We start from the raw sequence: 19,400 nt of genomic DNA on the forward strand, positions 1-19,400 counted from the left end.
GTGATAGGTGGCCTAATGTATTGACGAAAGAGTTGTCTCAATACTCTAGTGCACTGCCTTTAAAGATATTGAAATTATTAGAGGTAAAGCGTACATAGCCAGTACGGCGTTCAATTAGTGACGGCGCGACAAGCCCAATACGTTTAAACTGTTCTATTAATTGCTTTCTAGCTCTGTGTATTTGAATATTAATGTGGCACTCACTGAGCCCTAAGTCTTTTGACAACTTTTTAATTGAGACCCACCCGTCATCAGCTTCTTGTTTTAGCATATCTGTTTTATATCGGGCGAGTAAGGCGGTTAAATAATGATGACAACGTACATCCATATCAATCATTGTTTTATTATGTTTTACTTTTAACCCAGTGTGCTCTTCATCTTGACTGATACGAAATATATACTTTAACTCAACCTCTTCTTGCTGATTAAGTGCCACCGTTGCGATATCATTTTCGTCAGATCCAGTGACAAGTTTCCACTGCGTGTTTGCAAAATAGATTTTTTCTCCTTCAGAAACTGGGTGGGATGTCATATCTTCAGCATTTTCACATACCCAGCGTTTTTCTTCAGTGTTATATGACAACACAATTTCAGGCGCTGTTTCATTGGGCAGTAAGTTTAACTCGTCAAGGAAAATGGCTTTGGGTAACTGATTATGGTGAACAGTTTGTTTTGTGTCAGGCACTAATGCATCGAGTGGTTTATCTAGGTTGGTAACGGTGAATGTAAAATCGGCTGTTGCATTGAGAGATATCGTGTCGCCTATTGATAGAGGGTATTCAAGATCTACATCCAGCTGTTTGTTATTTAGCCAGACACCATTTCTACTCATATCTTTCACATGCCAACTATTATCACTCCACTCTATCAGCATATGTATACGAGATACATTGGGGTGATTAATATGAGTATTAACAGCATCTTCTTTACGACCTATTAAATGATATTTTGAAAGGTAAACTAGCTCTTGTGATGCATTAATTTTTAACTCTGCCATGCGTAATGTCCTTTTATTAAGTCCTTGCTATATATTAAACTTTAGACTAGCAAGGTGTATATGTATGTCTATTACATGAATATTACATCTAATTATCGCTATCAAATAAGGCATTATTATTGACTCGTCATAAAGCCCATATGCTTGCTACTTGCTACCAGAGGTATTGATGTGATGTTTAGGTTGTACTGCACTTGAATACATTTTAGAGATAGTACCTTCGAGAGAAAGCCTTTTGAATAAAGGAGTCTCGAAGATATCGTCATATTAAATATATTTAGCGCTTTAAACGTAGAGTCCTTGCTGATTAATGGTTGATTCATTTTTTGCCTGTTTCACCCAACCTAAATCGACAGGCACTTGATACAGGCGTTGATTAGCCAGTTGTGGCCATATATGACACAAACCAGGTGCAAAGACTTTTGCCGTATTTATGGGTAACTCATCTCGGGTATAGTCCACAACTAACACTTCAATGTTCTGATCTTCAAGTGCTGCAACCACAGCCTGAATATTATTTTTAATATCTTTGTCAGTTACCAATTTAACACTTTCAACCGGTACATTTTGCGGATAGAGAAAAGGGCGCTTAGTTATGGCATCAAAATCAAATGGTGCATTCTTTTGGTCTCTAACCGGAATTAATTGACAGAGTTCCGTGAGTGCTCTTTGGGCAGCCATTTCAGGCTCTAAATGGCAACCAAAACCAAAAATGAGACCGCCATTATGCAGATGCTCTCCCACAGCCGCCATAACCGGAATACCAAAATCATGGGTTAAGTCGAGCACCCAAAAATTGTGGCTGACTTTGAGTGTGTCGTTCAAAGGTGTAAAGTAATCTAAGGCAATACGAGAAAGCTCAAATGCAGGCCTGTGTATTTGGTTATACCACCAGATGGCCGTTGCATCACGCTCTATCAGTTCAAATAGCCCTTGCAGTATCGCTTCTTCCAATGAATTACCAGCGGCGGCACCATTTGAATGCCAGCGGCCAAAAGAGTCGTCTGTAAAAGGAATATTAGCAAAGCATATACTTAGAGGAAGGTACACTTTTTCGTTATTGGATAATGACCAACTCGCAAACCAATGTATGGAGTCACTGTGATACCGTCTGACAGCTTGGCTGCGCTGAGATTCTGGATTATTAATGTCACAAAACATTGCGTACTGCTTCTCACTAAAGGGGGCCAGCTGATGAAAGTTCATGTGTCGCTCGTTCAATGAGTGAGCCGTTGAAATGTGAAAGGATTCATTCCCTTGGTACTGCGCATTACGCCTTTCTATTGCCTCACACAATGCACTTGCTTGCGATTGTGAGTGGCTAACCCCTTTGCCTAAACAACTTTGTACGAAACTATTATTATCTAAGCGGTTAATATGTTTTCCCAAAGGCGTTTTAAAAAAAGCTGTTTGATAAATTTTTATTGGCCCTTCATATTTTGTTTCAAGTGGTTTCAGGTGGCTGATAAAGCCCGTTACAGGGTCTACAAAGGGCATGATTTTTAATATGGTTTGTTCTGGTGTTAAAGTCCGAGAACCACCATCTGTATTGTATGTAATCGGGCTGCTTTGTAATAAAATAGGTTGGCCAAATAATGTCTTTTGTAGTGTAAGTACGCGCCTATCTTCTGGAATTAGGTGAGTTGATGTCTGATCCTTGCCTATATCATATTGTAGTAGCTCACAATGATGACTCTCCATTTGCTGCTTTAGTAATCTTTGTATATCTTGCCATTGAGGCTCTAAAAATTCATGACGCAACTCGTATGGTGCAAACGCTACTCGCCCCTCGTTTTGACAGGTAATAAAGTGGTTTACGGGACGGTTTTGCCGAAGTAGATCTTGAAGATATCGCAAGCTGGCTTTTTTAGTGGTTAAACTTTGCGGTGACGTGTTACGTTTTTTGCTAAAAATAGGGGTGAATTGCAGTATATTTCCGGTAACTTTGATAACGCAGTATTTATCGAGCTTTTTGGTTAGAGGCAAGAGTTGTTTATCGAGTAAATCATCAACGAGTAATATATGTAACTTATCTGCACGTTTTTTTTCTTTTGACTTGAGTACGGTTTGAAGTTTCATGCTCCATAGCTTTAAGAAGTCAGAGGCTGCTGAGGATATACTTTTGATCTCAAAGTTATCGCTGACGTAAAGTTGTGAGCATAGTTGGGGAGATGGTTGGCGGTACTTAATTGTCATGGGGTCAGAGTTATTACATAAGATTTTATGTTTCACTAGCTGATTGGCGCGATATAAAAATGTGGCGCAGTGTACCGTTGAGTGTGCAATTGTTGATGCGTTTTGAAGCGGTTGTGCAAGAGTATCATTAATCGTCGTTACAGCAGGGTAATCGCGTTCACTGAGCCAAAAAAATTCATGTTCAGCAATAAGTAACACGCCTATGCGTTCAAAGCGATAGGGGAGAAACTTAGGGTGCCAGATCAATTGATTAGTATTCATTATAAATAACTTTTATTATAAATTATTGGGTTACGAACATTGTCGGGCAAACAATAACCAAAAGCGTCGGTTTGTATATGCAGTGAAATTGACAGGCTCAGCCTGAAAACATCGGAACTATTAGGTCCACTACAGTGCCAAGTATTACCGTTATGGATAGAGAATTCATTATTATTTGAGTACGCATAGACTTCTTGATAGCCCACATTGTCAGGTGTTATGTCAACAAGCTTCTGGGTTTGCAATTCAAGATCACATGGCGCGCCATCATTGAAATCATGTTCAGTATTGCCGGACCACAAATGTGAACCCTTTACAAACTTCATATTGCCGCTGTGTTTACTGATCGGGTTTAAAGGGATACATGCAACAATGATGTTTAATTTATTACATCGACTATTTTTATAGTCAGTGTGCCAACCAACGTTGCCAGAGTTACCGCTATGGGCTGGTTTAAAAAATAAATGAGATGAGTTCAATTGAATTTTATGAGCACCTGTGAGGTTGATGATATACTGAATAAGTGACGGTGAAAAAATTAATCGATATACAGAATGACTGAGCATATGCACAGTGTCGATTTTTTGAATTTTGTTCGGTTCTCCGATATTCCAACACAGCGCCGCGGGGATTTTATTGGCGGCTGCGTTTGTAAAGATCCGAGTAAACTGATAACAGATCTCATTTTTTAGTGCTTGCCAGTTTTTGTCTTGTTCTAACACAACAAACCCATCTTTTGTGTATTTGTCTTTCATTGGAGTAGCCTTAATACAATTAGCCGGTAAGTACATGGGTACTTATTGAGCGGGGTTAAATTAACAGTGCATGTTGGTTCAGTTGTGATTCTAATTTTCTCTTGGCTTGTAGCTGCATAGATACAGGGACAGAATAAAGGCGCTCTGATGCAAAGTAAGGGAATAAGTGACATGTACCTGGGATGATTACTTTTGCTGTATGTAAACACATATCTGGACGAGTGTAATTCAGTACGAGTACATCAAGTGTTAAGCTTTTTGCGCAATCTAGTAAGTGTTGTATATCGTCACAGATATCTGAGTTATAGGGCCGCCTAATTTCATTAGTACTCTCCGCGGAATATTGAAGAGGAAATAGAAAATCTTTGTTGGTTATCTCATCAAAATCAAAAGGGGCTGTATGATTGTGTCGTATTTCGAAAATTTGGCATAATTCAGTTAACGCTCTGTGTATCGCGATAGTGGGATCAATGTGGCAACCAAAACCTAAACTAAATTGTTCAGTGATTTTGTTATGTGCGACTGCTGCAAATACAGGGACGTTAAAATCGGTGGTAATATTCAAGACCCAATAATCGCAATGTTGCTCCAACGTATTTGATAGCTGAAGTGATAACTCGTTATTGATCCCTTTTAAGCAAACGCTATTTCTAGGTACTTGATTATACCACCAAATGGCAATAGCATCTCGCTCAATGATTTCAAGGAACCCCTGTAAAAGGGCTTCTTCTAAGGTATTTCCGGCAGCGCCCCCATTGTGGTAAAAACGACTGTATTTTTGATCTTCAAAAGGACAGTGATCATAACAAAAGCTGGTTGGCACAAAGCACTGTTTGTGAGTGACTAAAGACCAAACAGGGCTCCAGTGTAATGGCGTATCTCCATCGTATGGTTGTGTAGAATACAAATTATGTTGGGCATTACTTTTGGATGAAAAATGTTGATACTGAGCGTCTGAAAAAGGGGATAACTGCTGTGGTAGTATGTACTTATCAGAGTTTTTAGGTGGAGTTGCTAAGTGTGTGGGTTCGTCGCCTTGATATTGAGATGCTAAACGTTCAATTCCTTCACTCAATGCGCTAACTTTAGATTGCATGGGAGTGATCCCTTTGCCCATAGAGCTATACCAAAAAACCGGCAACGGAGTTTTTGAGTCAAAAGAGAGCGGTCGACGTGGTACTTGAAAGAACCCACTGCGGTATATTTGATTGACCCCCTTTTTAGAGCTTGATTCGGTATGGCAGTGAGTCAGTAGGCCACTAATGGGGCTGACTAATTTTTGAAGTTTATCATGGGTCTCACTTACTGGTACCGTTCTATAGCCACCATCGTCAAGGGTTAACTTTTTGCTAGGGCTTAGCTTAATAGGCTTGGTATTGTGTTTGAATAAATGGGGATCTCCGCAGCTTTGGCATTGAGGGCGTTTAATGACCGGATGGATTGTCATCGTGGTGTCATTTATTTCATAAAGCGTATTGAGGTGGTGATCATTCATTAATTCAGGAATGACTCTTTCGGCCTGTGACTTAAACTGCTGCATACGATGTGTATCATAATGAATCGGAATTGGCGCTAAGGCTTGGACTGAAGGCTCTATGGAAGCACTGTCTTGACTATCAGTGAACCAACGTAAAGCACTATGAATTAGCATACGGTGCTGCAAGCATTGCCAGCATGCACTTTCAGCTAAGGGGTTAAACAAAGGTCCGACAAACGCGCGCTCCCCCGTCACTTTAATGATTAACCATTGAACTTGATTGTCACTATATGCTTGATTAATCGCAGATAGTCGCGGATCTAAGTAATCGTCTGCGATTACGAGGCTTGTTTGCTCCAATATAGCGTCAGGGAGGGAGACACTTTCAAAATCAAAGGGTAAATCAGGTTTAGATAACCAGACGATTTCTTTCCAGCGACTATTATTGTTTATTTTGGGAGGCAAAGTATATTGGGGCACATAGTAATGACTGATTTGAGGAAGACTTTGGCGTGGTAAAATGAAGCCTGCTTGTACAAGTACTGGCAAAAGTGTTCTAAGGCTCACAATGACCTTACTGGAACAGAGCGAACTTATTTCAGTTAAACTTTTACCTTGCGTTAAAATCGAATGTAATGCGTCCATCTGCTCTATTTCAATCAGGTGGGTATCGCATTCTGCCAATAATCGGTAGTGGGTATCCCGATAGGGAGCCACAAAGAATTTTGGGTGCCACTGATAGTGCTCATTAAATACTGCCACTGTTTAATCTGCCATCTCTATGTGTGAAGCTGCAACGATATGATGTGATTCAGTAGATAGATTGGTCGCACTGGACCCGTGTTCATCGATTTTTAACTCATAAAACTCTCGACCATTATTAATAGTGATATCAATGCATTCAGTCTCGCTTAACTCGCTCAACTGTTCAGTTATATTCTCAGTCGTGAAATGCAAATGGTCTGGGTGTGGAAAGTCTGTGCCATATAATAACTTTTTATGGCCAATAATATTGATGACTTCGCGTAAACAAGGTTCGCCCAACTCAATACCTACCCAGCATTGGCGTTTAAAATACTCGGAAGGTAGCATTTTTATATTACTTTCTACTAGGCTTGGAAATTCAGGGAAGCAAATGTTATCCAAACGCCATAACCAAGAAGGTAACCAAGATGCCCCAGCTTCTAAAAAAGCGAATTTCAATTTTGGGTATCGTTCTAGTACGCCACTTTCTAGTAAAGCCACAAACGCCATTTGTGCTTCCATTGGATGAGAGCATGCGTGCAATGAGAATCTCGCACTAAAGCGTTGGTTTCCGGTGGTTGAGCCATGCAGGCAAGAGCCGCCATGAAATGCAACCGCGATATTGTTAAACTCACATGCTTGCCAAAAAGATTCGTAATCAGGGTGACCTAAGTCTCGATTTGCGATGACTTCTGGACGTAATACAATACTAGACCAACCATAGCTTATTATTTGTTCTAATTGTCTAAGTAAAGAGCTTGGCTTATGGCGACTGATCAGGCCCACTGCTTTTAACTGATTTGGTGCATGTTGGCAATAATTGTGAAGCCAACGATTATACGCATCAGCATAAGCAAGAGATACCTCAGCGGGTAGCTGTTGATGGTTGACGATAAAAGTAGCGAAAGTAGGGAATAAACACGCTACATCAATATTACTTTGCTGCATGGAATCAAGTTGTTGCTCCCCCGACATTGCTTGCTCACGTTGTTCAATACTGTCGGTATTCAAATAAGCGCTGGCAAGTTGCTCTGTGTCATGCCAATTATTGATGATAGGAATATCGCCAATTGTGAATATAGGGGGAAGGTCAATGCCACCCTGAGGTCCAAACTTTAAAATACGCTCACGCTTTTTGGCGGGCGTGTCGTATACACAGGTAAGTGGGTATTTTTGGAAAATAGTACTTTCAACATATTGCTGCCACATAGCGAAAGGCTCTACAACATGGCGGTCTGAGTCATACATCTGGGTTGTCCTTTATAATGATGTTACGGTGTCATTTCAATTTTATGAATGAGATTGCAGGCACTATTTTTCATAAATTATTGGGTATGTCGTGTTGTCTTTTAGCATTTCTCTAGCGCGTGTTTCATTGGTACTGAACGTCACTTTATCTGTTATTAAACACATACTAACGGCATATCTCCCTGTGTCAGTGGTGTTTTCGGCACTGCCATGCAAAGTTTTTGGGTGATGAAAGGCAATATCTCCTGCATTTGTTATCGAAGGCGTTTCGATCCAAGGATGGGGGAGAGAATCAATTTTTAGCAGTTGTCGCTGTTGGTGAAGATTGTGTTGTGCTATGCCAGAGTAACGAGATTTTTTTGGCCAACAATGTGATTGATTTACATAAGTGAGAGGCGCCATTGCTGCACACATATCAACCAGAGGCAACCAAGCATTTATTACGCCAGAGGTAAACGCTGAAATATAGTCGTTATCACGATGAAAACCAACTTCACCTCCTTGACCACTGTTTGGCGGTTTGTAATATAGTTGACTGAGTACAATTTGAACGCAACTTGCGCCAGTGATTTGTGCTGCGAGTTGACCAATTACAGGGGAAGTTAATAATGCTTTTATTACGTAATTAGCAAGGTGAATTTGTTGAACTCTTTGCACTTGATTATCATTGCCTACATCAGGGGTGCTCCAAGGCGCAATACCAGTATCATAACGGCCTACGAGTACTTGCTGAGTACCTGTTAATGCATCAGCAACCACGGCAGGGTTAATACTATGAGGATGCAGAGAGAATCCATCCAGTTCATAATTCGTATTATGTGCGTTATCTATTTTAGACTTCATGCAAGTATCGTTCAAAATGGAATCGGTAGTAAGTACACTACAGAGTGATTTAGCAATGTAATGTACTAATATATCAGCTTTTTACAATATACTTCTTAGCCTACAGTGAATGGCTGGCTGGCGCGTAATGCAGTAAAATCGGCTATTGCAGAAGCCCCAACATCGAGTATTTCTGGTGGTGACGGTAGTACGACTTCAAGTTCACTTGCGTACTCAGCTGGGTGCCACCTTTCGCCGCTTTTTGGCAACTCAGCGGCATAGTGTATGTAAATCTTCAATCCTGGAGGGATGGTATATCCTAGAGTTTCTAGCATTTCTGGGTAGCTAGATAATTGATCTCCACCGGTGATGGTGTTTTTAAAATTCTCATTAATAATTTTTTCTAAGCCAGCGGTCTTTAATGTGTCTGCTATATCGGTTTGTAGCTGAGGGAAATGATGCACAAATTCCCGATAAATATGCTCCTTAGAAATACCTTGTTTAAGTTCACTGCGGATCTTTTCTTGTGCCTCAACAATTGTTTTAGAGTCTTGTAATGTCGCTTTAATGGTTTTAAAAGTCTTTTCACCCGTTAAGCTATTTGAAAAACGAATCGTCGCTTTTTGCCATCGACTGTTCCAATTATAGGCAACCATCCTAGGTACAAAGTATTCCCAGTTAGCGTCTTCTGTGAAGGCGAAAGCCCCACCACGGTCGAATAATTGACCAACACTATTGGGTTGCTCTCCTGCTTTTTTATGCTGAGCGCTAAGCAGATTCAATACTTCGGCCTTTAAACCTTTAATGAATGGCTCATTACTACTGGTGTCATATGTAAAGAGGTACCAGGAGATAATTGCGCAAGACAAGCTGTCGATGATGTTAGTGGCACAATTTTGAGCAAGCTCGGCATCTGTCTTGCCTGCGTTTTCATTACAAAATGAGGGAGTAGCAGGGCGGTTTTTTGTATCATAGTCATCAAACAGCTGGCTTAGTGGGAAGTAAAAACCAAGCAATTGAAAGTTAGCAATAATATCAGCTTGGCTTTGGTTGTTATTTGCGGTGTTTTCAGCATTAAACATATGATAAAGCGAATTTACAGGGGGGATTTTGACGTGTAGCTTACCGAAAAGATGCTCATACCCATTGACAGGCTTAAATAAATCGCCGGTGTTGTATGTGATGTCGTTATCAATAGCTTGCAGTGTCACTAATACTTCTTCACCGACGGTACTGACAATATGTGCTGATGTTGGATCATACGTACCAGCAGGCGACGGAACTACATTACCTTGTTCATCGCGGTATACTTCTGTAACATTTTGGATGTTGAGGTCATATTTTAGGATGTCATATAGGCACCTTACACAATCTCCTTCATCACAACGTTGCCAGTATCTCGCGAGCACGTTCGGCCATATATGGTTCAGTACGAGTCTGTCAGTAACGACAATATTATTTATATTTGAAGACGTATTGCTCATTATTCGTTCCTTCTTGCTTTTAGGGTTATGCGATTGCACTTAACGCACTTAGGTACCGCTTAGTATATAAAATCAGGTTTATACGTGACGTTTTGTAGCCCACGTTCGTTCATGTACATGGTTAATTCTTTAAGCTTATGATTGTAATCACTTGTCATCAGCTCAGGCGCAATTGCCTTTAAACAATGCAGTGCTTCGAGGGCAGACCACCTAGAGTTTTTTTGCCACGCTAATTGTATTGAATCATGTAAGAGTTGCTTGATTTCATGACTCACAGGGTTGCTTACTCCTTCATGATAACCTTTTAAAAATAGGCATTTCGCTAACGTTGTTTTGATATATGGAAACCATATAAATGTGTTATTCCGCTGTGCAATGGCAAAGCTATCTCTAAAGCGTTTGATTGCTTCATCAAAGTGATGATGTTTCATGTACAGTTTGGCTAAAAAAGTACACCATCTAGCGGTGGAAATATTTTGCTCAGATTGCCTAATAATATTTGTTTTTAAGTTGCCTAATTCAAAATCGTCCGTTGCAAAGGCATAAAGCGCACTCAGATATACAGTATGATGTACCACGGAGGTTCCTTTACCATATTGACGATCATAAGCGTGCATACTGTCTTTGATTTGTTGGTTGTCATTTAAGTGAATTGCATTAATTGCCTGAAATAAGTAGACAAAGACTCTAGATATGTCATCTAAGTCATCAGTAATTAATGATTCGGCTTGGGCGAGCCTAATTGCTGCTGTGGAAATATCACCGCTATGCAAGTAGTACATCCCACCCATCGCGAGATTCTGTACATGAGGATGTATACCGTAATCGCGGTAACAATTTTTATCGCGCTCAGGATCCCAAAGTGATATCGCCTTTTCGTGCAAAACCAACGCGTTGTCTATATCACTATCAAAAAAGTAGACTTCGGCTAACATCATCGCAACCATCATGTGTCTTTGAGTGTCATTATGCGCAATAGCATCGGCCATCATTTCTCGGCCTAAGATCCCCGCTTTTTCGCGTTGCGATTCGTAGAATAAATTCAGGAATAATACCCAGTCGCTTTTATCTTTGGTTAATTTTCGAAGGTGTGTATTACCTGTCGGCGCTAACTCATTTAGTTGTTTTACAAGTGCAGGGATCTGCTGGGTTATATGGGCTACTCTATCTCCTCCATATCCGTCTAGTGATAAAACAGGGGCTATTTGAGCACCAAGGATTTGTATTTCTAGCTCCATAGCAACTGTGGGAGTTTTAATATGTTGACACCAGTCTAAAACCTCTTTGGTAGCTTCAAGTGCCTCGACGTTTGCTGAATAAGTGACTTGTTGTTGAACACCTTTTAAACCGTATTCGGTTGCCTCGCGGTATTGTTTCGCTAAAAAGAAGTGCCTAGCAATTAAAGACATAGACAAATCGGCATTATATTCCAACGACTTCTCTAAAGACTTAGCTACTTGTAAGTGAATTTGTTCTTTTTGTTGAAGAGACATCGCTTCATAAGCGGCATCTCTTACTAAGGCATGTTTAAAAATATAATTATCGCCATCCACTTGCCGTTGTTGGAAAACAAGCTCCGTATTGATTAACGCTTGTAAATCATTTTGTATTTGTGCTTCATCTTTGTCAGAGGCAGAGACAAGTAGCGCGTAATCAAATTCGCGACCAATTGCTGCCGCCAGTTGTGCAGTGTCTTTTCCTGATTGCAGCTGATCAAGCTTTTGCTGTAATGAATCTCGTAACGTCATGGGTACAAGGGCTTTTTTATCTTCACTCACGAAGTCAAATTGCCCGTTTATTTTATGGACCAGTTTTTGTTTTTGTAATGAGGATGCCAGTTCTTCAATAAACAATGGAATACCATCAGTGCGCTCTTGAAGCACTTGAAGCAGGCCTGATGCGAGAGGCTGGTGGTCAAACAAATAAGTGATAAAAGAAGTTGTATCTTCTTTGTTTAGCTTTGGCACACATAGCTGAGTGAACAAATGAGGGTCAACTGACGCAGGCTGAGACTCTCTTGAAGTTGTTAGCCAGCTGTGAGCACCTTCTCGAAATACACTGGTTGAAACAAAGTACCCAATGAATTCCTGGCTGGTTGGATCTGCCCAGTGCATATCTTCAAAAATAAACAAATGCCTGACAACGGCTGCTCCATTATGGTAAAGCTCAGAGGGCTGGCATAACAGGTGCACTAAAATATCGAATAGTCTTTGTTTTTGTATTTCTGGAGATAAACTCGAGGCGTTATTATGCTCTGGCAATGGAAGATTTAACCACGCGGATAAAATTAACAGCCCTTGTTCTTGCTTTTCTTGAGTCAAAAATGTTCTTTGTATTGCCTGTTTGAGGACACCTAATGCTTGGGTATCAGTGAGGGCATCAAGCGAATATTTAAATTTTAACAACGTGATGATAGGGAACAGCGCATTGTTTCTATATTCCGGTAAACATTGTGCAACTAGGTGACGCAACGCTTTACTCTGAGTGCGCAGCTCAAAAACTAGACGTGATTTGCCAATACCTGCTTCACCTTGAATATGTACACACCTAGGTCGGTCGGGGTTTAATTGACTAGTAAGTAGGGTGTGTAATGTTCTCAGTTCAGGCTGGCGACCAACAAAAATGGAATTTTTTCTGGTGCCTCTAAGAAACCCAAAAGCCTCTAATTGACGCTCTCCATGTAAAATGAATATTGGGTCATTTTGATTATGAGTAAGATTTACTTGATTGCACATATCAAAATGTAAATAGCCATCTAGCAAATGTTTTACGTTTTCAGAGCAAAGAATTTGATTTGGCGGGGCTTGTCGACACAGGTTCATTGCTTCATGTGCGGTTTTTCCTTCCGGCATGTTATTCGCTAGGCTCACCATCATCCCTACTTGTATGCCCATATGGGCATAACATGTCACACCTTGTGTTTTTTTGAGTAACGCATTTTTTTTATGTAAATTGCTGGCAATTTCAAGAGCTGTGCGACTACATAAACGACTATCATTGTCGGTGACTTGCGGGTAGCCAAAATAGAACAGTAATGTATCGCCTAAGTTTCCAACATGGTAGGCACCATACCTCACAGCAATATCGATACATTGCTGCATTTGATCAGCATGGAGCGTGTCAAGAATGTCTTGTTCTTCATTGCCGATTGTAGCTTCTTGAACCGTGCTAATAATGACACAAAGCACAGAGACTTGTTTTCGCTCAGTTAATCGAGTATATGATAAGCGAGCATCGTAGTATTGCGTTTCATCGTCATCGTTAGATTGTACAATTCCTCTATTATCACGGTTGGTTTGAAAAGAAAGAGAGCCAACTAAATTAGAGAAATTCAGCTTTTTAAAATGGTGATAAAGTTCGGTTGTACTTGCTGGGCGTTCTTGGGATTTCTTGTTTAATACACGACGCAATAGATTTGCGGACTCATGGCCCGCTAAAAGCCCTAAAGGTACATTGGAGGGACTTAACTGTTGATGAAAAATAGCAGCTAAGCTACTACCTGAAATGGCAGGTTGGCCAGTAAGGCACTCTAAAAACACAAGTCCCCAAACATAAATGTCAGTTTGAGGTATTGGAGGTTCTCCTCTGAGCTGCTCTGGTGCGCTATAAGATGGAGTACCCAAGGTTTCTTGCGTCAATGTAATACTTTTGTAATCAAGCTGACGAGCTTCGTGTCTTAATGCTCCAATGCCAAAATCAAGTACTTTAACGTGTGTATTTGCACCTACACGGTAGAGCATTATGTTTGCTGGTTTTATGTCTCTATGAATAACACCTTTGTCATGTGCATGGGCAAGGGCATCTAATACACTCGCCATGATATGTGCAGCGTCTGAGGGTTCAAAAGGGCCTGAGTTAATTAATTTGTCGCGAAGTGATTGCCCATCAATGTATTCATACACGGCGTAAAGTAGAGAATCTTGTTGTTGACCTTTATCGATTAATTGCACGATATTGGGGTGATTCAAGCGACCAATTAAATCAACTTCCCGGTGAAAGCGCTCGATATAGCGACGTCTTTTATCTTGAACCAGTTCATGTGGCAGTGAGAGAAATTTTATTGCGACAATTTGCCCTGTACTTACTTGCTTTGCCTTATAAACGAGCCCAAATCCTCCTTCACCAATTTTATTAAGTAGTTTGTAATAGTCTGAACGAAAAGTTGTTTTGATATCAAGGTCCGTGGTTAACGTAGCCATGTGCGAACATATTCCATATGAGGTACAACTGTTAAATGTTTGTTTTTATATTATATCCAATGTACATCCTTATCAATAATTACTGTGTAGTCGAGGGATTATGTTTAAGGAAATTGTGGTTATATGAGGGTTACTGATTCTGATGGTAAGTCGCAGATGTAAAGCGTGTTCGTATTAGACATTGAACAAATATCAAAAGAGGCCTTCAATTCTTAGTTACGTTACATATATCATGTGATGAATCGGGGTTTTCCTGTCATTAATTAGACATTATAGGGTTGTGCTTTTTATCGAGCCTAACCTTGAGTTTTATATACTTCTAGACAACACTTAAGCTACTGAAAGCGAAGTTAAGCGATGCAATGAAACAATTTATAGAGCAGTTAAACTCCCGCGTTGTACGGCTGTATGTTGTCGCATTTTCGGTTGCAACTATTTTGATATTGAATGCTTTATTGGTTCATTTATTACACTTGAAAACACATCAAAAGGGGGTTGAGATTGTAAAAGAGGTACATCAATTAGCGACACAGCATAGAACAAATGAGAAAATTTCAGAAATTGCACAGCAATATGGTTTTGATTCGCTCTTATCAGAGGAAGTTGGCGGATCATTAGAACATGAAGTATTTGTATTTGACGGACTGAAATTAACCTTATCACACCCCACCATAATCGAGCAGTACGCAGCTGTGTTACTCTTTTTTAATGTGTTATTTATTGGTTTTTTAGTTTTCTGTTATCGTTGGTGGCTAGTTTATCGAGTGAGGCCAAAAACCTTCTATTCGCAAAATAGGCAAGTGAGTACTTCGAGTAGTGTGGCACTGCCCGCTGCAATTGAGCCAAGAAAGTCGGACGACTCACTGTTTAATGTGTTTGCGTTAGTTAAATGGCGGTATGTCATTGATTCAAAAATAGATGCTCAGCAGCACTTTTCCGTTATTTTAGCAAAGCATTTTTCTAATTATACTAAGTGTTCGGTGAAGTGCCTTAATTCGGGAGCGCTCGCTGTGACATTTGAGCGTATTCCTTTTGGTGATGTAAGCCAAATTGAGAAGCGATTACATGAAGTTGTTTTTCAGGCGCTTTTAATTATGCGTCCAGATTTGTCTCGTAAAACGGTTAAAATCGGTGCCTGTTATTATCAAGCAAGAGCAGATCAAACTCAGGTATACCAGTTAGCCCGTTCAGCGCTCGCTGTTGCTGTGAACAATGTGTGGCAGCATGTGCATATGGTACCGTTAAACAAAACACATGCAACGACCATGCAAAGTAGTGAAGATGATTTTATAGCGTATATCCATAAAGGGCAGTTTGTTTTATTTTTTCAGCCTTTGTTTTGTTTCAAGCAACAAGATATTAAACAAAGTGAAGCATTGCTTAGAGTAAGACACAGCCAACTGGGTTTAATTTCAGCTAAACAGTTTATTCCACAAATTCACAGTAGTGAGCATATTAACACCTTGGATAAGACTATCGTGACGCATACGTTGAAAGTGTTACAGAAAGAAGCCAATAAAACAAAGGTAAGTATTAACTTACACTATATCAACTGGTGTGATGAAACATTTGTTAGTTGGCTAGTAAAAAAAATCACAGACAGTGGCGTAGCTTCTCGAGTACAGTTCGAAGTGTCAGCTTATGACTATTATCATCATCACCGCGCGTTATTATCTGCTTTTAGTCAGCTATCAAAACTGGGAACGGGTGTGTTGCTGGATCATGTAACCGATGTTTTACCTGGTAAAACACTGCGTGCAATACCTGCGATGGAAGCCATAAAACTGTCTTTTGAAGTTGTGCACCATATTGATACAAATCAATTGCAACAGCGTAGTGTTCGTCAAATAGTACGACAAGCCGAAAGGGTTGGCATACCTGTTTATGCCGTGGGTGTTGAGACCCAAGCCGAGCTTAATTGCCTTCAGCAGTTAGGTGTACAAGGTGCTCAGGGGTATTATTTTGCTGAATTACTTCAACAAATTGAATTAGTCGGATACTAAAGTGCGAGGTAACTCGTGATTTTTATTCTGTGAGTTAATGCTTTATTGTCAATTTAGATCATATCTCGATACCTGAGCCCGTCTAGACCTTGTAGCCCGCCAGTGTGTATAAATGTGATATGGCTTTGGGCAGGGAAATACCCTTGTTCAATGAGGTTCCATAGCGCGTAAAATGCTTTTCCTGTGTAAATAGGCTCCAATGGAAGGTTATATACGTGTTTCATCTTTTTACAAAAGAGCCATAGTGTTTTGGAAAACTTACCATAGCCGCCATCGTGATGATCACATAATAATTGCCAATTATGTTGAATGGCAGCGTTGGGATTTAACTTAATGATGTCTTGTCGAAGGTATTCGGCGTTTTTTAACACAGCAACCCCGATTAGCTGTGTGCTTTCAGGAATACCCCCAATGAGTCCGGCAAGAGTTCCACCACTGCCTGTAGCACAGACAATATAATCTGTATTATTGAGACTACCTGCGAGCTCTTTGACCCCCTCAAGTGCGGCATGATTACTCCCACCTTCTGGGATTAAGTGACAATGCGGGAATGTATTACGTAATTTGTTTTGATAGGCGGGTTCGTTACGTTGTCGATATGTGAGTCTATTTACCGGATATAAATGCAATTTACAGGCTCGAGCCATTTTGATAGTTGGGTTTAATTCATCAATATTGGGTCCTCGGATAATAATATTCCCTTGAATGTTATATAGTCTAGCAGCCATTCCTGCGGCATATAGATGATTAGAAAATGGTCCTGAAAACGTTAAAAATGCGTTTTTATTATTTTTTTGCATTTCTTTTAGGTTGTATTTAAGTTTGCGCCATTTGTTGCCACTGATTGTTGGGTGTAACAAGTCATCACGTTTAATGTTTAATGTGATCTGCTGTTTTTGTATGATGGGTGAGGTTACCTGCTGTATTGGTGACTCAGGCCAATCAAATTGAAGAGGGCGCATAGACATATCTCTGATTTTAAGTGTGATAAGTGTAACAAACCTCCTATATAGAATGAAAATCTCAATAGAATACTGGCAACGAACTAGGCAATAGGGGTAAACTGAGATATTAATTGCTCAAAGCTTGTGTTTTACCTTGTAAGTACATAGCATAAAGCCTTAATTATAAAAAATAACAACGACCAAATAATTGCCGCTTTTGGGAATGGAATATATGCGAATTGCTCCTTTATCTTTTTTTGTCACTGCCACTTTGATGGCTGCCGGTGTTTTTGCGCAGGATACAGCTACCGTTAATGCCGTTGAGTCAGAGTTAGCTGTAAAGCAAACTGAGTTAGATAACTATACGCAGATATTAGATAAGCATATTAGTGAAGAAGCTCGGTTACAGTCACAGTTAGCTTTGTTGCGTACACGTTCATCTGAGTTAGACAAAGAAAAAAACCAGGCGTTAGATGCAATGAATGAATTGTACAGACGCTTAATTGATGATCCTTCAATTGACATCACAGCCGCGCAAACTCGTTATCAACAAGCTGTGGCAACACATAAGCAGAATAAAGATGATATTTCGATGCAGTTGGCGGCGATTGCATCACATCGTAAAGATATCGAACAAATCAGAATTACTAAGCACACATTAGTCAATACACTCGAAAGCTTGAAAGACCAGTTAAGCACGGCGCGAGTTGAGCGGTTGCGAAATGAATTTACCCGTGAAGGTACACTTGAGGTAGAACATACCATTAATTGTAAGCGTACTGAAACATTGGCAGCGTGCGAGCTACGTGGGCAACAGCTCGGACTACAAAAAGCAACTAAGCGCTTTATTGATCAGGTGTTTGCTAATTTAACAGAGCAACGCATTGTTGAACCAAAACGCAATATTGCGGGGGCACAGGTTCAAGTGGTAAATAGCCATGTGGTAGGTAGTGCCTTTAGTGGACAGGGGAATTATAGTGTTAATCTAAGTGTGACCATGCGTGGAGACATGAATAATAGTCGTCTTTGTAGCCTGTTAAATTTAGATAATCGTTTTTGTTCTGAATATGGAACCCCATTGTCTATGGGATATCAAGCAAGCTATCCCACAACATTTAGTGACACGCAGTTAACGTTTAAAGATTCAACAGATAACATAGGGCAAGTTGAAGTTGCTAAGGTTCAACAACAGCCTATTATAGAAGTCAATACACCTCGAGTTGCAAATACGAAATCAACACCATCTCCTGAAGTTAACTCAGTTTCGGTAACGTTACGCTCAAATGTATATGACGATGAAGTTTTTATAAATGGTGTGAGCTATGGTTCAACAAAGTTAACCGTAAAAGTCCCTAAAGGCATTCACGATATTGAAGTCAGAAAGTTAGGATATCAGCCATATAAAGCGCAAGTTAATATTCGCAAAGCGCAAACGATAAATGCTCGGCTATCAAAAAAGCCTGAGTCGATTGCTGCACCGACACCGAAAAGTGAGCAAAATACCAAACCTATCAAATTAGCAACGTCGACAGTTACATCTGCAAGTAACAATGGGATTGTGATTATTCCAGCAGGTACTTTTAAGATGGGAGATTTGACTGGTAATGGTTTGGCAAATGAGAGACCTGTAGTTGAGAAGGTGCTGAGCAATTCATATGCTATGCAAAATACGGAAGTCACCGTTGCACAATTTAGGTCGTTCATCACCAGTACGGGTTACCAAACTGAAGCTGAAAAAGGCAAAGGTTGTGCTTATTATAAAAATGGTGAGCCAATATGGGAACTTGATTACAACTGGAATAACCCAGGCTTTAAACAAGCAGATAATTTCCCTGTGGTATGCGTGTCGTATGAAGATGCAAAAGCGTATGCGAATTGGTTATCGGGAGAAAAAGGACAACAGTTTCGCTTACCCAATGAAGTTGAGTGGGAGTATGCAGCGAGAGCAAGCACAGCATCAGAATACCCATGGGGCAATGAAATTGGTAAAAATTTAGCAAATTGTGGTTGGTGTGGTAGTGAGTACTCGAATAAGAGTGCAGCCCCTGTTGGTGAGTTTCCACCAAACAACTATGGTTTGTATGACACTGTTGGGAATGTGTGGGAATGGACTCAAAAGCGCGCGTCACAAGATGATGTTACAGTCAGAGGTGGTGCTTGGAACTTTGCGCCTAGCTTGGCTCGAGTGTCGACTCGGTTAGCACTAGCTGCTGACTTTAGAGCAAATTATATTGGTTTTCGATTAGTTCGAGAGCGATAAATAACAATTA

Annotated in this window: 11 protein-coding genes; 2 read left to right on the top strand and 9 right to left on the bottom strand. The window is 40.3% G+C overall.

Translation table 11 applies throughout. The annotated features are described in order from the left end of the window. Positions 1-37: 37 nt before the first annotated feature. The 8 genes from J8L97_RS05245 to J8L97_RS05280 form a co-directional block, all read right to left on the bottom strand. Entirely contained in the window at positions 38-997 is a 960-nt protein-coding gene (locus J8L97_RS05245) for an FHA domain-containing protein (RefSeq protein WP_211048143.1), read from the bottom strand. Positions 998-1,282: 285 nt separating this feature from the next. Next, entirely contained in the window at positions 1,283-3,454 is a 2,172-nt protein-coding gene (locus J8L97_RS05250; RefSeq protein WP_211048144.1) for a YcaO-like family protein, read from the bottom strand. Beyond that, the gene (locus J8L97_RS05255; protein ID WP_211048145.1) at positions 3,454-4,209 is read right to left on the bottom strand and encodes a phytanoyl-CoA dioxygenase family protein; all 756 of its coding nucleotides are present in this window, start codon (positions 4,207-4,209) and stop codon (positions 3,454-3,456) included. Before J8L97_RS05255 ends, J8L97_RS05250 begins: the two co-directional genes overlap by 1 nt. 55 nt (positions 4,210-4,264) lie before the next feature. After that, a complete protein-coding gene (locus J8L97_RS05260; RefSeq protein ID WP_211048146.1) occupies positions 4,265-6,448 on the bottom strand; it encodes a TOMM precursor leader peptide-binding protein in 2,184 nt (727 codons plus the stop codon). Between the two features lie 3 nt (positions 6,449-6,451). Beyond that, complete coding sequence (locus tag J8L97_RS05265) at positions 6,452-7,678, bottom strand: amidohydrolase family protein (RefSeq protein ID WP_210995826.1); 1,227 nt, start codon at positions 7,676-7,678, stop codon at positions 6,452-6,454. A 63-nt stretch (positions 7,679-7,741) separates the two neighbouring features. Then, entirely contained in the window at positions 7,742-8,521 is a 780-nt protein-coding gene (locus J8L97_RS05270) for a phytanoyl-CoA dioxygenase family protein (RefSeq protein ID WP_211048147.1), read from the bottom strand. Positions 8,522-8,616: 95 nt separating this feature from the next. Further along, positions 8,617-9,984, bottom strand: a complete 1,368-nt coding sequence (locus J8L97_RS05275) for a hypothetical protein (protein WP_211048148.1) — start codon at positions 9,982-9,984, stop codon at positions 8,617-8,619. Positions 9,985-10,043: 59 nt separating this feature from the next. Next, positions 10,044-14,183: a TOMM system kinase/cyclase fusion protein gene (locus tag J8L97_RS05280; protein WP_211048149.1), complete on the bottom strand. Its 4,140-nt coding sequence runs from the start codon at positions 14,181-14,183 to the stop codon at positions 10,044-10,046. 362 nt (positions 14,184-14,545) lie between these two features. On the opposite strand from J8L97_RS05280, the gene J8L97_RS05285 reads away from it, so the two are divergent. Then, entirely contained in the window at positions 14,546-16,186 is a 1,641-nt protein-coding gene (locus J8L97_RS05285; protein WP_211048150.1) for an EAL domain-containing protein, read from the top strand. 53 nt (positions 16,187-16,239) lie between these two features. On the opposite strand, the gene J8L97_RS05290 is transcribed toward J8L97_RS05285, so the two are convergent. Then, positions 16,240-17,148, bottom strand: a complete 909-nt coding sequence (locus tag J8L97_RS05290) for a 1-aminocyclopropane-1-carboxylate deaminase/D-cysteine desulfhydrase (RefSeq protein ID WP_211048151.1) — start codon at positions 17,146-17,148, stop codon at positions 16,240-16,242. A gap of 214 nt (positions 17,149-17,362) precedes the next feature. Between J8L97_RS05290 and J8L97_RS05295 the strand changes: the two genes are divergently transcribed. Then, on the top strand, positions 17,363-19,390 hold the full coding sequence (locus tag J8L97_RS05295) for a formylglycine-generating enzyme family protein (RefSeq protein ID WP_211048152.1): 2,028 nt from the start codon (positions 17,363-17,365) through the stop codon (positions 19,388-19,390). The last annotated feature ends 10 nt before the right edge of the window (positions 19,391-19,400 follow it).

It is taken from the genome of Pseudoalteromonas sp. MMG012, from assembly GCF_018100875.1.
Lineage (GTDB): Bacteria > Pseudomonadota > Gammaproteobacteria > Enterobacterales > Alteromonadaceae > Pseudoalteromonas > Pseudoalteromonas aurantia.

Excerpts from the sequence above, each read along its gene's own strand:
- J8L97_RS05245 (WP_211048143.1), bottom strand. The coding sequence starts at position 997 with ATGGCAGAGTTAAAAATTAATGCATCACAAGAGCTAGTTTACCTTTCA.
- J8L97_RS05250 (WP_211048144.1), bottom strand. The coding sequence starts at position 3,454 with ATGAATACTAATCAATTGATCTGGCACCCTAAGTTTCTCCCCTATCGC.
- J8L97_RS05255 (WP_211048145.1), bottom strand. The coding sequence starts at position 4,209 with ATGAAAGACAAATACACAAAAGATGGGTTTGTTGTGTTAGAACAAGAC.
- J8L97_RS05265 (WP_210995826.1), bottom strand. The coding sequence starts at position 7,678 with ATGTATGACTCAGACCGCCATGTTGTAGAGCCTTTCGCTATGTGGCAG.
- J8L97_RS05270 (WP_211048147.1), bottom strand. The coding sequence starts at position 8,521 with ATGAAGTCTAAAATAGATAACGCACATAATACGAATTATGAACTGGAT.
- J8L97_RS05275 (WP_211048148.1), bottom strand. The coding sequence starts at position 9,984 with ATGAGCAATACGTCTTCAAATATAAATAATATTGTCGTTACTGACAGA.
- J8L97_RS05280 (WP_211048149.1), bottom strand. The coding sequence starts at position 14,183 with ATGGCTACGTTAACCACGGACCTTGATATCAAAACAACTTTTCGTTCA.
- J8L97_RS05285 (WP_211048150.1), top strand. The coding sequence starts at position 14,546 with ATGAAACAATTTATAGAGCAGTTAAACTCCCGCGTTGTACGGCTGTAT.
- J8L97_RS05290 (WP_211048151.1), bottom strand. The coding sequence starts at position 17,148 with ATGCGCCCTCTTCAATTTGATTGGCCTGAGTCACCAATACAGCAGGTA.
- J8L97_RS05295 (WP_211048152.1), top strand. The coding sequence starts at position 17,363 with ATGCGAATTGCTCCTTTATCTTTTTTTGTCACTGCCACTTTGATGGCT.